The following is a 14,449-nucleotide window of genomic DNA, read 5'->3' on the forward strand; positions in this document are numbered from 1 at the left end:
GCAGGAAGGATTCAGCACAATAACGGCCCGGCATGCATGAATGCCAGCCACATCAGCACTGCATTCGCAAAATCGCCTTCCACGCGAGGGTGATCAATATCCGTGATCACGGGATCACCATATACGATTGGCGCGTATGCCCGGTAGGGGTTGAAAGTGGGGTTATTGCCCCACTCATAAATCCAAAACCAGGAGGCACGCATGCCCCAATCCCTGCCAACCCTGTGCGGTTCAATCATGGGCTCGCCATTTTCCCTCTCCGCAAAAATCCATAACGCGGCCTACTCCGCCCTGGGCCTGGATTACACCTTTGTATGTTTTGGCGTCGAAGACCCAGGAGCAGCCGTGGCGGCCATCAGGGCGCTGGGCGTACGCGGCATGAACGTGTCCATGCCCTACAAGACGGCAGTGATGGAACATCTGGATGCGATCGACGAATCCGCCCTGGTGATTGGTGCGGTCAACACCATCAATAATATTGACGGCGTGCTGACCGGCTACAACACCGACTACCTGGGTGCGGTGCGCGCCCTGCAGGAAATCACTGAACTGAACAACCAACGGATTGCCGTGATCGGTGCTGGTGGCGCGGCTCGAGCCGTGGTCTACGGCTGCCTGCAAGCGGCTGCCCGGGTCACGGTATTCAACCGCAGCAGCGAACGAGGCAAGGCGCTGACCGCGGATCTGGGCGCGCAATGGGGCGGTAGCATTGAGGCATTCTCGGCCCAGGATTTTGACATCGTAATCAACGCCACCTCCGTGGGTTTCAAGCAACCCGACAGCAACCCGCTGGACGGCCTGCTGGCCAGCCACTTGATTGTCATGGATGTGGCGTTCATGCCGGCACACACCGCCCTGCTGCTGCAAGCCGCCGCACTAGGCTGCCGCACCGTTTCAGGCACACGCATGCTGGTGCATCAGGCATGTCGGCAAATCGAGTTGTACACCGGCAAGGACGCGCCCATCGACATCATGGAGCAAGCCATGCTCCAGGAAATCCAGAGGCTGAAATTGTAAGTAACCCTGCTGCCTATCAATAACAAGATGCCGTAAAGGCACCTACCAGAAGGTACCAACATGACTCACGATCATTCTCCATCTGATATTGACCTGGTCCCCGAAACGCAAGAACACAAGAAAGACCTGCACCGCGCCGCCTGGGCCTGCTCCCTGGGCAGTGCTCTGGAATACTACGATTTCGCCCTCTACACCCTGGCCGCGGCACTGATCTTCGGGCCGCTGTTCTTCCCGGAACAGACCCGCACCATGAGCCTGATTGCCAGCTTCGGCACTTACTTCCTGGGCTTTGCCATACGCCCGCTCGGCGGTGTGCTGTTCGGCATGATCGGTGACCGTGTGGGGCGCAAATTCGTGCTGACATCCACGGTGCTGCTGATGGGTATTTCCAGCACCCTGATCGGCGCCCTGCCCACCTTCAATCAGGTGGGTTATCTGGCCCCGGTACTGCTGGTGGTTCTGCGCCTGCTTCAAGGGCTGGGCGCAGGTGCCGAACAGGCCGGTGCGGCAGTGATGATGACTGAATACGCCCCCGAGGGCCGACGCGGCTTCTACGCAGCCCTGCCGTTCCTTGGTATTCAACTGGGCACCATCCTCGCAGCACTGGTGTACTTCATGGTGATCAGCAGCAGTGACAACGTGCTGGAGAGCGGACTGTGGCGGATACCGTTTTTCAGCAGCGTGGTCATCGTTGCGCTGGGCCTGTACATGCGTTTGTCACTCAAGGAATCGCCGACCTTTATCCGCCTGAAGGCGCTCAAGCGCGTCTGCGAAAACCCCCTCAAAAGCGCAATGAAACACTCCAAACCAACCTTGCTGCTCGGCATCGGCCTGCGTCTGGGAGAAAACGGCGGCTCTTCAATTTACCAAGCCCTGGCGGTGAGCTACATCGTTGGCGTGGTTGGCTTGCAAGGACCCGTGGGCGTACTGACCCTGATCTGCGCCGCCAGCCTGGGCGCGTTGACCGTGCCGATTGCCGGCAAACTCAGCGACCGCTTTGGTCGTGTGGTGGTCTACCGCGCCTTCGCCTTCCTGCAACTGGCACTGGCCTTCCCGGTGTGGTGGGTATTGAGCCAGGGCAATGTGGTTGCGAGCATCATTGCCATCTCCATCGCTCTGGGCATAGGCACCTGGGGCATGTTCGGCACCCAAGCGGCGCTGATGCCTGAACTGTTTGGCTCGCGTCACCGCTACATGGGCGTGTCCATCGCCCGGGAAGCCTCGGCCGTAATCGCCGGAGGCATTGCACCGCTGATTGGCGCCGGGCTGATTGCGCTGGTCGTGGCCAACCACGATGGCGACGCCAGCGCCGGGATTGGTGCCTGGCTGCCGATTGCCTGCTACCTGTCGCTACTGACGCTGATCACCCTGTACACCACCTTCAAAACCCCGGAAACCCTCAACCGCGACCTGGACGAGCCTCGCGATGCCTGGGAAATGATGCCCGCTCATAGTGCACAGAGCGTGGCGCCGCAGCCGGTTGGGCAATCGTTGCCAAGGTAAGACTCGAACCGCCTGTAAAAAAGCTGCTATTGCCAGCGGCTTTTTATTGGAACTCACCGAAGACTGACATAACTACAAGAAACGGCTGACTGTATTGTCTTGAGTTTTAGTCGAGCATCCGATCTGGACCAGCCCCTACCATCATCTGGAGGCCTTGCATCAGTTACCAATCGCAGGAGGCGAAATGAAACTGTCGATCACCTTATATGACGCGCTGACATCGATCAGCATGCCCTCGAACAAAGCCAAGGCCGTTGTTGATGCCTGGGAGATAGATGTGGAAAAGCTCGCATCAAAGTCTGATCTGCTGCAAACAGAGCAGCACCTCAAAGCCTCCATTTCAGAGTTAGGCGCTGAACTACGTGTTCTGATCAGGGAGCAGAGCGCTGAACTTCGATCCTCTATCAAGGACCAAGGCGCTGAATCAAGGTCGTCCATTTCTGCGCTTGAAGCCCAGAATAAAATTGTTCACTGGCAATTCGGGATCATCTTTATTTGTATCAGTGTGCCTGCAATCAAACTGGCATATGAGTATCTGAGTCAGGCGTTCCTGGCCTAATGGGCTTTGACCCTCAAATCTCAAACGACTTGCGCATAAAAACTCGGGCGAAGCCATCTTGCATGGCGGCCAGGAAGCAGCCAATGGCAATCACTCGCCAAATTTCAAGCAAAAAAAAGCCGCTATCGCTAGCGGCTTTTTTACTATCTGGCTCCACGACCTGGACTCGAACCAGGGACCCAATGATTAACAGTCATTTGCTCTACCAACTGAGCTATCGCGGAATGGCGTCTATCTTACTGATATAAAAAGAGAAGTCAACACTTTCGATGACTTCTCAGTGCATTATTCAGATCACCTGAACAATGGCATCGGTTACCGCTTCAATGTTGCGCTGATTCAAGGAAGCAACGCAGATTCGGCCGGTGTCGAGGGCGTAGATTCCGAACTCGGTGCGCAGGCGCGTCACTTGTTCAACGGTCAGGCCGGAGTACGAGAACATGCCGCGCTGACGCGCCACAAAGCTGAAATCATGCCCAGGCGCTTTTTTCGACAACAGCTCAACCATTTGCAGGCGCATGCCACGAATACGCAGGCGCATTTCTGCCAGTTCTTCTTCCCACATTGCGCGCAATTCCGGGCTGTTGAGCACAGCAGCGGCAATGGTTGCACCGTGGGTCGGCGGGTTGGAGTAGTTGGTACGGATCACACGTTTGACCTGGGACAGAACGCGCGCGCTCTCTTCCTTGGACTCGGTGATGATCGACAGTGCACCAACGCGCTCGCCATACAGCGAGAACGACTTGGAGAACGAGCTGGAAACAAAGAAGTTCAGGCCCGAATCAGCGAACAGGCGCACTGCAGCGGCGTCTTCAGCGATACCGTCGCCAAAACCCTGGTAGGCCATGTCGAGGAACGGGATCAGGCCCTTGGCCCGGACCACGTCCAGCACGTTCTGCCAGTCAGCCGGAGTCAGGTCGACACCGGTCGGGTTATGGCAGCATGCGTGCAGAACCACGATGGAACCGGCTGGCAAGGCATTGAGGTCTTCGAGCATACCGGCACGGTTTACGTCATGGCTGGCAGCGTCGTAGTAGCGGTAGTTCTGCACCGGGAAACCCGCGGTTTCGAACAGCGCGCGGTGGTTTTCCCAGCTTGGATCGCTGATAGCCACAACAGCATTTGGCTGCAGTTGCTTGAGGAAGTCAGCACCGATTTTCAGCGCGCCAGTACCGCCAACGGCTTGAGTGGTGATCACTCGGCCAGCAGCCAGCAATGGCGACTCGGCACCGAACAGCAGTTTCTGCACAGCTTGGTCGTAGGCAGCAATACCATCGATCGGCAAGTAGCCGCGCGACGCATGCTGAGCAACCCGAATCGTTTCGGCTTCGACAACGGCACGCAAGAGCGGAATTCGTCCCTCCTCGTTGCAGTAAACACCGACCCCCAGATTCACTTTGCTGGTACGAGTATCGGCGTTAAATGCTTCGTTGAGGCCCAGGATAGGATCGCGTGGTGCCATTTCGACAGCGGAGAACAGGCTCATTATTACGGCGGCTCTGAATGGAAAATGGAGGGGGAACAACGCTCCAGCCGATTGCACTAGAGCGGTGCACAAACGGGGAGCAAGTATAAGGCCGATCAGGATTGGGGCAACAGGCTAATCCCTGTTTTGACCAAGTATTTCAGTTTATTTTCAGGCCACTGGTCCAATTTCAATCTTTGCCAGGACGGCTGTGTCAGAGCCATGCTCTTGAAACAGTCGGGCATCACCTCCATGTTTAGCCGTATCCTGTTTTTTCCTGCGGCCTGAGTCGCATGCACTTATAAAGGCTGATGCCTTTATAGAAGCAAACCCAGAGGTCCGTCATGCCCGATTTCCAACTTGTTACCCGCTTCGAGCCTGCGGGCGATCAACCCGAAGCCATTCGCCAGATGATCGAAGGCATCGAAGCCGGTCTGTCGCACCAGACCCTTCTCGGGGTAACGGGTTCGGGTAAAACCTTCAGCATTGCCAACGTGATCGCCCATGTAAATCGCCCGACCCTGGTGCTCGCGCCAAACAAAACCCTGGCGGCGCAGTTGTACGGCGAATTCAAGTCGTTCTTCCCCAATAACGCAGTGGAGTACTTCGTTTCGTACTACGACTACTACCAGCCCGAAGCCTACGTGCCCTCCTCCGATACCTTTATCGAGAAAGACGCCTCGATCAACGACCATATCGAGCAGATGCGCCTGTCCGCAACCAAAGCGCTGCTGGAACGCAAGGACGCGATTATCGTCACCACGGTGTCGTGCATCTATGGCTTGGGCAGCCCGGAAACCTATTTGAAGATGGTGTTGCACGTCGATCGCGGTGACCGGCTCGACCAGCGCGAACTGCTGCGCCGCCTGGCAGACCTGCAATACACCCGCAACGATATGGACTTTTCCCGCTCGACGTTTCGAGTGCGTGGCGATGTGATCGACATCTACCCGGCCGAATCCGATCTTGAAGCCGTGCGTATTGAGCTGTTCGATGACGAAGTCGAAAGCATCAGCGCCTTTGACCCGCTGACCGGCGAAGTCATACGCAAGATGCCGCGTTTTACTTTCTACCCCAAGAGCCACTATGTGACTCCGCGCGAGACCTTGCTCGACGCCGTTGAAGGGATCAAGGAAGAGCTCAAGGAGCGTCTTGAGTATCTGCGCGCCAATAACAAACTGGTCGAGGCCCAGCGCCTGGAGCAACGCACCCGCTTCGATCTGGAAATGATCATGGAGCTGGGTTACTGCAACGGTATCGAAAACTACTCGCGCTACCTCTCGGGCCGCGAGTCCGGCGCACCGCCACCGACCCTGTTCGACTACCTGCCGGCCGACGCCTTGCTGGTGATCGATGAGTCCCACGTCAGCGTGCCGCAGGTAGGCGCCATGTACAAAGGCGACCGTTCTCGCAAAGAGACCCTGGTGGAGTACGGTTTCCGCCTGCCTTCGGCCCTGGATAACCGGCCGATGCGCTTTGACGAATGGGAGCGCATCAGCCCACAAACGATTTTTGTCTCGGCAACGCCCGGTAATTACGAAGCCGAGCATGCGGGCCGGGTAATCGAGCAAGTGGTGCGCCCGACCGGTCTGGTCGACCCGCAGATCGAAGTTCGCCCAGCGCTGACCCAGGTCGACGACTTGCTGTCCGAGATCGCCAAGCGCGTAGCGCTGGAAGAGCGCGTGCTGGTCACCACACTGACCAAGCGCATGTCCGAAGACCTCACCGACTACCTCGCCGACCACGGCGTGCGCGTACGCTATCTGCACTCGGACATCGACACCGTGGAACGGGTCGAAATCATTCGCGACCTGCGCCTTGGTGTATTCGACGTGCTGGTGGGCATCAACTTGCTGCGTGAAGGCCTGGACATGCCCGAGGTGTCGCTGGTGGCGATTCTCGATGCGGACAAAGAAGGTTTCCTGCGTTCGGAGCGCTCGCTGATCCAGACCATTGGCCGTGCTGCGCGTAACCTCAATGGTCGGGCGATTTTGTACGCGGACCGGATCACCGGGTCGATGGAACGGGCGATTGGCGAAACCGAGCGTCGTCGCGAAAAACAGATCGCCTTCAACCTCGCCAACGGTATCACCCCCAAAGGCGTATTCAAGGACGTGGCGGATATCATGGAAGGTGCGGTAGTGCCGGGTTCGCGCAGCAAAAAGCGCAAAGGCATGGCCAAGGCTGCGGAAGAAAACGCCAAGTACGAAAACGAATTGCGTTCGCCGAGCGAAATCAGCAAACGCATTCGCCAACTGGAAGAGAAAATGTACGCCTTGGCCCGCGACCTGGAGTTCGAGGCCGCTGCGCAAATGCGCGACGAAATCGGCAAGCTAAGGGAGCGGTTGTTGCAGGTGTAGATAGCGTCGAGTCACGAAAAACCCGTAGCAGCTGCCGAAGGGACGAGGCTGCGTTCGGCGACGTAGTCGTCGCAAAGTCAGCCACTACGGTGTGCCAGTTAAACCCGGCGCTCAGGATTTACGACGGCTTCGCCGCCGAACGCAGCCTCGTCCCTTCGGCAGCTGCTACAACATGCTCAGACTGCTACTGCCGCCACCGCCTCAACCTCAAACAACATTTCATCCAGCGCCAATCGCGGTACGGGGATCAATGTGCAGGCCGGCGCAGGCAGCGCACCCCACACCCGTGCCACTTCAGCGCCCAAAATGTGCAAGCGCTCCATGCTGTGATCAACGATCAGCACGGTGATCTTGGCTACGTCCTTGATCTGCGCATCTGCCGCGGCCAACGCAATCTGCAGATTGGAAAATGCCTGACGCACCTGTTCGGCGAAGTCCGGCGACAGCTCGCTGTTGGCGTTTTCACCGCCTTGGCCAGCGGTGTACACCAAACGCACATTGGGCGCCAAGCGGGCGACATGGGAATAGCCATTGGGTGCCGGGTCATACAAGCCGACCGGGTTAAGCAATTGCACTGCGGGGTTAGAATTTTTATCCATAAAGTACGCACCTTGGGCAGTTGAATAAACAAGCGCGCTATTCAACCACTCCAGCTAATACCTGTGCCAGCAACCTCGCGACACATGCCAAAAATATGCAAGGATGTCGCGCTGCACTGCATAAAAATCCCGCTTTCAAGGATGTCCATGACTGCCATCAACACCCAAATGCCCCTTATCCCGGGGCGTCTTGAGCAAATGTCGACCCGCATTGCGTTTTTTATCGCTGGCTTCACCCTTGCGGCCTGGGCCCCACTGGTGCCCTACGCTAAAGCACGGGCCGGGCTCGATGAAGCGACCTTGGGTCTGTTACTGCTGTGCCTGGGCGCAGGCTCTATCCTGGCGATGCCCGTAGCCGGGATTCTGGCGACACGCTTTGGTTGCCGACGGGTATTGATCGGTGGAACGCTACTGATCTGCCTCGCGCTGCCGCTGCTCGCGACTGCCAGTTCGATGCCGCTGCTGGTTGCAACACTGTTCGTGTTTGGTGCAGGCCTGGGGTGTGTCGACTCCACCGTCAACCTGCAAGCCGTGATCGTTGAGCGCGCCAGCGGACGCAATATGATGTCGGGCTTTCATGGGTTGTTCAGTGTCGGCGGGATTGCTGGCGCAGCTGGCGTCAGCGCGCTCTTGGCGTTGGGCCTGTCGCCGCTGTGGGCGATTGTGGTGGTCATTGTGTTAACCCTCGCCGCACTGCTCAAGGCAGCCCCGCACCTGTTGCCGTATGGCAGTGAAAGCAGCGGCCCGGCGTTTGCCGTGCCCCACGGCGTGGTGCTGTTTATCGGTTTGCTGTGCTTTACCGTATTCCTGGCCGAAGGCGCGATGCTCGACTGGAGCGCAGTGTTCTTGACCACCGAAAAAAATATCGGCGAAGCCTATGCCGGACTTGGCTATGCCGCGTTCGCCTTGACCATGACCGCAGGTCGATTGACGGGCGACACCATTGTCAAACGGCTGGGTGCCCGACGGGTGATTGTAGTGGGAGGGATATTTGCCGCCGCTGGCATGGCCCTGGCGACCCTGGCACCGAGTTGGGAAGTCTCGCTGCTCGGTTATGCACTGGTCGGTATGGGTTGCTCAAACATTGTGCCGGTGCTGTATACCGCCGTCGGCAAGCAGACCGTAATGCCCGAGCACATCGCCGTGCCAGCTATTACGACTTTGGGTTATGCGGGGATTCTCGCGGGGCCTGCGGCCATTGGCTTTATCGCCCATGCCAGCAGCCTGAGCATGGCCTTTTTGCTGATCGCCGCCATGCTGGTGGCAGTAGCCATCAGCGGGCGGATCTTGCGGGTTTAGGCACCATTTTAGCAACATGTGGGAGCGAGCCTGCTCGCTCCCACAGTGCCACTCTAAGAGCCCCGCAGGTCAATCCACTACATCTCGGCCTTGGCCAATAACCGTTTCTCAACCTGAGTGGCTCCGCTCACACCATAGCGTCGGGCGGTCAGTAAGCCGACCAGCCCCATCACCGCGCAAAACATGACGCACACCCACGGGCTCCAAGGCATCAGCGCAATCAGCAACAACGGCGTGGTACTGGCCCAGAGGGCGTAGGCGATGTTGTAGGTGAACGAAATGCCAGAGACGCGGATGGGTGCCGGAAACAGGCCAACCATTACCGACGGCACCACCCCGACAATCCCGCAGGTCAGACCCGCGAAGGCATAAGCCAGACCGGGCAATGCCCATTCTCCGACCAGGCTGGCGTACAACAGGCCGATGCCCAATGGCAGTAGCACGCTGTACAACATGATGCTACGCCACACACCTATACGGTCGACGATCAACCCGGCCAACACGCAGCCGATATTCAAAAATACGATACCCAGACTGCTCAAGGCGAAAGTATGGCTGGCGGTCATGCCAAAGCGCTGCTGCATCACGGTCGGGGTAATGACCACAAACACCACCACGGCACTGGTAAGTACGCAGGTCAGCAACGCAGCCGGCAACAATGAAGCACGGTGATCGCGCAACACGGTGCGCAGCGGGAACTCGGCCCGGCCTTCCTTGCGCTCGCGCAAGGCCAGAAACACCGGAGTTTCGCTGAGCCAGCGGCGCAACCATACGCCAATCACACCGAACACTCCGCCGAGCAGGAACGGAAAGCGCCAGGCGTAGTCGAGGATTTCCGCCGGAGTAAACAGCTGTGCCAGCAGCGTCGCGGTCAAGGCGCCAATCAAGTAGCCAAAGGTCAGCCCGGCTTGCAAAAAGCCCAGGGCAAAGCCTCTGCGACCGGCCGGTGCGTGCTCGGCCACAAACACCCAGGCACTGGGCACCTCCCCCCCGACCGCTGCGCCCTGAAGAATACGTAGCGCCAACAGGATCAACGGCGCGAAGTAACCGATATCGGCATAAGTGGGCATGATGCCGATCAGCAGACACGGCAGTGCCATCATCAGGATGCTCAGACTGAACACCCGTTTTCGCCCTAGGTGATCGGCAAAATGCGCCATCAGAATCCCGCCCAGAGGTCGCGCCAGATAACCGGTCACGAAAATGCCGAAGCTTTGCAGCAAGCGCAGCCATTCGGGCATATCCGGTGGAAAAAACAGCTGACTGAGGGTCAGGGCAAAGAACACGAAAATGATGAAATCGTAGATCTCCAGCGCCCCGCCCAAGGCTGCAAGGCCCAAGGTTTTATAGTCGGAACGGGAAAAACGCACCGTTGTGGCTTGAGTATCGGCAGACATAAATAGGCTCAATATGAACTGGACACGCCTATGTTGGCGCTTGCGGTCGAGGGCGCGAGCATAGCAAATCTTGCAGAAACGACTGGTAAAACCTGTGGGAGCGAGCTTGCTCGCGATCGCAGCGACGCAGTTTTACAGCACTGCCGCAGCGCCTGAATCGCGAGCAAGCCCGTTCCCACAAAGCCTCAACAAGCAACTAGCCTTGCCACCCACCACCCAATGAACCGTATAGCTCAACCAGCGACAGCGACACCTGTGCAGTGCTGTCCACCAGCGCCGCTTCGTTGGCCAGCAGGGCGTTTTGTACGGTCAATACGTTCAGAAAATCCACCGTACCCTGAGCGTACTGCTGGTGAACGCTATCCAGCGCCCGCTGGCTGTGCACCACCGCCTGCTGCAGGCTGTCACGCCGACGCTGGCTGGCCTGGTACGCCACCAGCGCATCGTCCACCTCGTGCCAAGCGCGCAATACGGTTTTTTGATAGGCAATACCCGCCTCTTGCTGGTGCCCCTCCTGCAATTGCAAGGCCCCCTGCAAACGCCCCCCCTCAAACACCGGCACGCTCAAGCCTGGGCCAAACGCAAAGCTGCGTGCGCCCCAACTGCCCAGATCCGACAGTTGCATGGCCTGCAAGCCCAGACTGCCTGACAAGGTAATTCGCGGATAAAAATCTGCTTTGGCCATACCGATGGCGGCCGTCGCTGCATGCAATTGCGCCTCGGCACGGCGGATATCGGGACGTCGCTGAGCCAACTCGCTCGGCAGACCGATCGGCACACTAGCGCCATAGGCCGGCACAGGTGCTGCAACGCTTAATTGCTCCTGCAATGCTCGAGGTTCGCGGGCCAGGAGCATGCTCAGGGCATTGATCAATTGCGCGCTACGCTGTTGCAGCGGTGCCAGGCGCGCTTCGATTTCGGCTACCTGAGCAGCGGCTTCCGACACCTGCAAGTCAGTGGCTACCCCTTCCTGGACCTGCAAGCGGGTCAACTCCAGGCTACGCCGGGCGATTTGCAGGTTTTGCTCCACCACCGCCAGGGACTGTTGCGTACCACGCAACTGAATATAGTGCTGCGCCGTCTGCACGAGCACCAGCAACTGCACCCCGTGCCGGTCCTCTGCTGCCACTTGCACCGATGCATCGGCGGCCTCGACCGAGCGTTTGACCCGGCCCCAGAGGTCAGCCTCCCAACTGAATCCCAAGCCTCCATTCCACAGATTGAACGCCTGCTTGCCGCCGTTTCCCGAAGGATCGTTCAAACCCTGCTGACTGTTACGGCTGCGATTGTAACTGGCCGTCCCGTCCACTTCGGGCAAGGTATCGGCGTTTATCTGACGGCGTATCGCAAGGCTTTGCTCCAGGCGACTGGTCGCCATTTGCAGATCAAAGTTGCTCTGTTGCGCCTCGCGCACCAGAGCCGATAATTGCCGGTCGCCAAAACTGTCCCACCAACGCGGATCTACCGCCGACTCGACGGCCCGGCTATGCCCCGTTTCAGTGGGCACCGGCGCCCAATTGGCTGCCAGCTTGGGCACGGGCGCCTGAAAATCCGGACCCACCACGCAACCACTCAGGCCCAGTACGCTGTAACAGGCCATGGCACAGGCCAACAGATTGTTTTTCATCGGGCGCTGACCTGCTGATCGAGCACAGAGGCAGTGTCGATGGACGCATCTACCGACATCCCGAGGCGTAATTGACTGGCCAGTAACTGCCCTTGATCAAGAGTGACTTTCACCGCAATTCGCTGCGCGACCTTGGTGAAGTTCCCCGTTGCATTATCCGGGGCAATTGCCGAGAACGTCACACCGGTGGCCGGGGCGATGCTGTCGACCGTGCCTTGCAGAGTCTCGCCGGGAAAACTGTCGACCCGTATCGTCACGCGCTGCCCCGCCTGCATACTCGTCAGCTGGTGCTCTAGAAAGTTGGCCACCACGTATGCGCTGGCCAGCGGCACCACCGCCAGCACCGTATCGCCGGGCTTGACGTAAGCGCCAAGACGCAAGCTGCGCCGACCTACGACACCGTCGAAGGGTGCTACCAGTTGGGTGTGCGACAAATCCAACTCTGCCCTCGCCTGCAAAGCCTCGGCATAGTGCACCGAGGCTTGTGCGGCGGTGGCTTGAGCTGCCAGCACCCGGGTTTGCTGGCGAGCGGCTTCCAGGGCAGCCTTGTGCTGGGCCAACTCTGCCCGCGCAGTCTGCGAGCGGTTTTTCGCCTGCTGGGAGTTTTGCAGCGTGCCTGCTCCCTGCCCCGCCAGATGCTGATAGCGCTGCAACTCATGCTCGGCAAACTCGACCTGCGCTAAATCGGCATCAACCGTTGCCTTGGCCTGTTCAATCAGCGAGCGCTGACGCTCCAGCATCGCCAACGCATTGGCCCGTTGTGCCTGGGCAGTGGCAACGCTGGCTTGTGCCGCTTGCACGGCGGCCTGGTAGTCCAGTGGATCGATTCGCGCCAGCAACTGCCCGGCCTTGACCGGCTGATTGTCCTGCACCAGTACTTCGTCGATAAACCCAGCGACTTTCGGCGCTATCAAGGTGTAATCGGCGCTGACAAACGCATCATTAGTGGTCTGCACTGTGCCCGTGACGAAAACCAGCCGCCATACTCCGTACAGTACGATAGCTACCAGCGCACCCGCACCGGCCATGACCAAAGGCTTGCGCCCGTTTGTTGTACTCATTTCACTGCTCCAACAGGTGTGCCCGGCGCGTAGATCCGCGTGGGGCCAAAAGGGATTAACACAATCAACAAAAGCGCCAGGGCGGCCATGTACAGATAAAGATCAGCCGAGGTCAGCACCACCGCCTGCTGATGAACCCGGCGCGCTAGATCGGTGCCGGTACTGACCAGCGGTGAGTTGCCTAGACGGTCGAGCAGCATTGTTGAATGGAAGTGCTCGCGATTGAGGGTCAGCACCCCCAGCACGCTGCTCGCAGCAACCGCCGAAAAGCCTTTGACGGTATTGAACCAGGCCGATGCGAACGGCCCGTCAGCAGGGTTCAGGCCACCCGTGGCGAGCATCAGCAGTGGGATCACCGCCATTGGCTGAGCAATGATTTGAATCGCCTGCACGCCGTAAAAATTCTCGCGATTCCATATCGACGTGACCTGCGAACCGATGCCGCATGCCAACGCCAACAACGCCAGACCAATGGCCAACACCCAACGGCAATCGACCCAGCGCAGGTTGCACAGCGCAACCACCAACGGCAGTGCAATCAATTGTGGCAAGGCCACCAGCAACATCACTGGAGCGGTTTCAAGCGGACGATAACCCTGCACCTGGGCCAGATAGCCCGACGGAATCTTGATCACTGCCAGCAATACAAACAGCACCCCGCCCAGGGTCAGCAAGGCATGCGCAAGGTTGCGAATTTTCAGCAGTTGCAGCTTGAAAAATGGCAGCGGGTGCGACCACTCATTAATAAAAAACAGCACCATCAGGGCCGTACCGCCGACAATAAAAAAACTGATCATCGGCGACTCGAACCAGTTCAACCGCTGGCCCAACTCCAGTGCCAACACCAGCATGATCAACCCCGGCAAGCCAAGTAGCAGGCCGCGCCAGTCAAACTGTTTGAAGCGTTCCAGACGCAAGGGATCCTGCGGCAAGCCCCAGGCCACGCAGGCCATCGACAGCAAACCCAACGGGATGATCTGCCAGAACGCCCATTGCCAACCGGCGTACTCCACCCACCAGGCGGACAGCGGCGTACCAAAGCTGGGGCCAAAGGTGGCGGTCAGCGCATAACTGCCCAACCCGTACAGACGAATGCCCGGCGGTAAAAAGCGCAGCGCCACGGACATCAGCATCGGCGGCAATGCTCCACCGGCAAAGCCCTGCAAGGTGCGCAGCAACAGCAACACATCGACATTAGGGGCAAACGGACAAAGGATGCCCAGCAGCAAAAAAGCGCCGATGGCACATAGGGTAAAGCGACGCAAAGAGAAGGTGGCCGCACACCAGGGCGCGAAGGCCATGGCACTGATCGACGTGGCCGAGTACACCGCCAGCAGCCAGGTACTTTCGTCATAACCGATGCCCATCGCCCCGCGAATGTCGGGCATGGCCACCTTGGTCACATTCTCGTTAAAACCCGAGACCAGCACCGCAAGCAATACCCCAAGCAGTCCGGTAAAAATCCGCAGGCCAAAGGCTGTACTAATGACCGGTGCCGAGCTGGCGTTGCCCGCTGTACTCGCTACCAGAGACGTCACACTCGGCCCCCTGAGGCCAAATTT

At 58.6% G+C, this 14,449-nt stretch carries 12 protein-coding genes and 1 tRNA gene; 5 read left to right on the forward strand and 8 right to left on the reverse strand.

The window, feature by feature from the left end:
* Nucleotides 1-11: 11 nt before the first annotated feature.
* Nucleotides 12-203 carry a hypothetical protein gene (locus V6L79_RS17735; protein WP_338579270.1) on the reverse strand — a complete coding sequence of 64 codons (192 nt, stop codon included), beginning with the start codon at nucleotides 201-203 and terminating at the stop codon, nucleotides 12-14.
* On the opposite strand from V6L79_RS17735, the gene aroE reads away from it, so the two are divergent.
* The 3 genes from aroE (at nucleotide 202) to V6L79_RS17750 (ending at nucleotide 3,079) form a co-directional block, all read left to right on the forward strand.
* Entirely contained in the window at nucleotides 202-1,017 is an 816-nt protein-coding gene (gene aroE / locus V6L79_RS17740) for a shikimate dehydrogenase (RefSeq protein ID WP_338579271.1), read from the forward strand. The genes V6L79_RS17735 and aroE overlap by 2 nt on opposite strands.
* A 60-nt stretch (nucleotides 1,018-1,077) precedes the next feature.
* Nucleotides 1,078-2,520, forward strand: a complete 1,443-nt coding sequence (locus tag V6L79_RS17745; RefSeq protein WP_261738644.1) for an MFS transporter — start codon at nucleotides 1,078-1,080, stop codon at nucleotides 2,518-2,520.
* A 184-nt stretch (nucleotides 2,521-2,704) separates the two neighbouring features.
* Nucleotides 2,705-3,079, forward strand: coding sequence for a DUF1640 domain-containing protein (locus tag V6L79_RS17750; protein WP_321833628.1), 375 nt, complete (start codon nucleotides 2,705-2,707; stop codon nucleotides 3,077-3,079).
* 148 nt (nucleotides 3,080-3,227) lie between these two features.
* On the opposite strand, the gene V6L79_RS17755 is transcribed toward V6L79_RS17750, so the two are convergent.
* Together V6L79_RS17755 and V6L79_RS17760 are read right to left on the reverse strand one after the other, a co-directional pair.
* A tRNA-Asn gene (locus V6L79_RS17755) sits at nucleotides 3,228-3,303 on the reverse strand.
* A gap of 65 nt (nucleotides 3,304-3,368) precedes the next feature.
* Nucleotides 3,369-4,565, reverse strand: a complete 1,197-nt coding sequence (locus V6L79_RS17760) for an amino acid aminotransferase (RefSeq protein WP_338579272.1) — start codon at nucleotides 4,563-4,565, stop codon at nucleotides 3,369-3,371.
* A 323-nt stretch (nucleotides 4,566-4,888) separates the two neighbouring features.
* Here V6L79_RS17760 and uvrB point away from each other — a divergent pair, with 323 nt between their 5' ends.
* Nucleotides 4,889-6,904 carry an excinuclease ABC subunit UvrB gene (gene uvrB / locus V6L79_RS17765; protein WP_261738647.1) on the forward strand — a complete coding sequence of 672 codons (2,016 nt, stop codon included), beginning with the start codon at nucleotides 4,889-4,891 and terminating at the stop codon, nucleotides 6,902-6,904.
* A gap of 176 nt (nucleotides 6,905-7,080) precedes the next feature.
* Here uvrB and V6L79_RS17770 read toward each other — a convergent pair whose 3' ends face one another.
* On the reverse strand, nucleotides 7,081-7,503 hold the full coding sequence (locus V6L79_RS17770; RefSeq protein ID WP_261738648.1) for a RidA family protein: 423 nt from the start codon (nucleotides 7,501-7,503) through the stop codon (nucleotides 7,081-7,083).
* 147 nt (nucleotides 7,504-7,650) lie between these two features.
* Between V6L79_RS17770 and V6L79_RS17775 the strand changes: the two genes are divergently transcribed.
* Nucleotides 7,651-8,802: an MFS transporter gene (locus tag V6L79_RS17775; RefSeq protein ID WP_338579274.1), complete on the forward strand. Its 1,152-nt coding sequence runs from the start codon at nucleotides 7,651-7,653 to the stop codon at nucleotides 8,800-8,802.
* Nucleotides 8,803-8,879: 77 nt separating this feature from the next.
* Here the strand turns inward: V6L79_RS17775 and V6L79_RS17780 are convergent, their stop codons facing one another.
* From V6L79_RS17780 to V6L79_RS17795, 4 genes are all read right to left on the reverse strand, one after another.
* On the reverse strand, nucleotides 8,880-10,199 hold the full coding sequence (locus V6L79_RS17780; protein WP_338579275.1) for an MFS transporter: 1,320 nt from the start codon (nucleotides 10,197-10,199) through the stop codon (nucleotides 8,880-8,882).
* Nucleotides 10,200-10,395: 196 nt separating this feature from the next.
* Complete coding sequence (locus V6L79_RS17785) at nucleotides 10,396-11,826, reverse strand: efflux transporter outer membrane subunit (RefSeq protein ID WP_261738651.1); 1,431 nt, start codon at nucleotides 11,824-11,826, stop codon at nucleotides 10,396-10,398.
* Nucleotides 11,823-12,887 carry an HlyD family secretion protein gene (locus V6L79_RS17790; protein WP_261738652.1) on the reverse strand — a complete coding sequence of 355 codons (1,065 nt, stop codon included), beginning with the start codon at nucleotides 12,885-12,887 and terminating at the stop codon, nucleotides 11,823-11,825. The genes V6L79_RS17785 and V6L79_RS17790 overlap by 4 nt, the downstream gene beginning before the upstream one ends.
* Nucleotides 12,884-14,425 (reverse strand): MFS transporter, encoded by a 1,542-nt coding sequence (locus V6L79_RS17795; RefSeq protein WP_261738653.1) that lies wholly within the window; start codon nucleotides 14,423-14,425, stop codon nucleotides 12,884-12,886. The genes V6L79_RS17790 and V6L79_RS17795 overlap by 4 nt, the downstream gene beginning before the upstream one ends.
* Between the last annotated feature and the right edge of the window lie 24 nt (nucleotides 14,426-14,449).

The sequence above is a fragment of the Pseudomonas sp. ML2-2023-6 genome (genome assembly GCF_037055265.1).
Taxonomy (GTDB): domain Bacteria; phylum Pseudomonadota; class Gammaproteobacteria; order Pseudomonadales; family Pseudomonadaceae; genus Aquipseudomonas; species Aquipseudomonas kulmbachensis.

Bases quoted from the DNA above. Each gene is read 5' to 3' on its own strand.
- V6L79_RS17770 (WP_261738648.1), bottom strand. From the start codon at position 7,503: ATGGATAAAAATTCTAACCCCGCAGTGCAATTGCTTAACCCGGTCGGC.
- V6L79_RS17760 (WP_338579272.1), bottom strand. From the start codon at position 4,565: ATGAGCCTGTTCTCCGCTGTCGAAATGGCACCACGCGATCCTATCCTG.
- V6L79_RS17750 (WP_321833628.1), top strand. From the start codon at position 2,705: ATGAAACTGTCGATCACCTTATATGACGCGCTGACATCGATCAGCATG.
- V6L79_RS17775 (WP_338579274.1), top strand. From the start codon at position 7,651: ATGACTGCCATCAACACCCAAATGCCCCTTATCCCGGGGCGTCTTGAG.
- V6L79_RS17735 (WP_338579270.1), bottom strand. From the start codon at position 203: ATGCGTGCCTCCTGGTTTTGGATTTATGAGTGGGGCAATAACCCCACT.
- aroE (WP_338579271.1), top strand. From the start codon at position 202: ATGCCCCAATCCCTGCCAACCCTGTGCGGTTCAATCATGGGCTCGCCA.
- V6L79_RS17785 (WP_261738651.1), bottom strand. From the start codon at position 11,826: ATGAAAAACAATCTGTTGGCCTGTGCCATGGCCTGTTACAGCGTACTG.
- V6L79_RS17780 (WP_338579275.1), bottom strand. From the start codon at position 10,199: ATGTCTGCCGATACTCAAGCCACAACGGTGCGTTTTTCCCGTTCCGAC.
- uvrB (WP_261738647.1), top strand. From the start codon at position 4,889: ATGCCCGATTTCCAACTTGTTACCCGCTTCGAGCCTGCGGGCGATCAA.
- V6L79_RS17790 (WP_261738652.1), bottom strand. From the start codon at position 12,887: ATGAGTACAACAAACGGGCGCAAGCCTTTGGTCATGGCCGGTGCGGGT.
- V6L79_RS17745 (WP_261738644.1), top strand. From the start codon at position 1,078: ATGACTCACGATCATTCTCCATCTGATATTGACCTGGTCCCCGAAACG.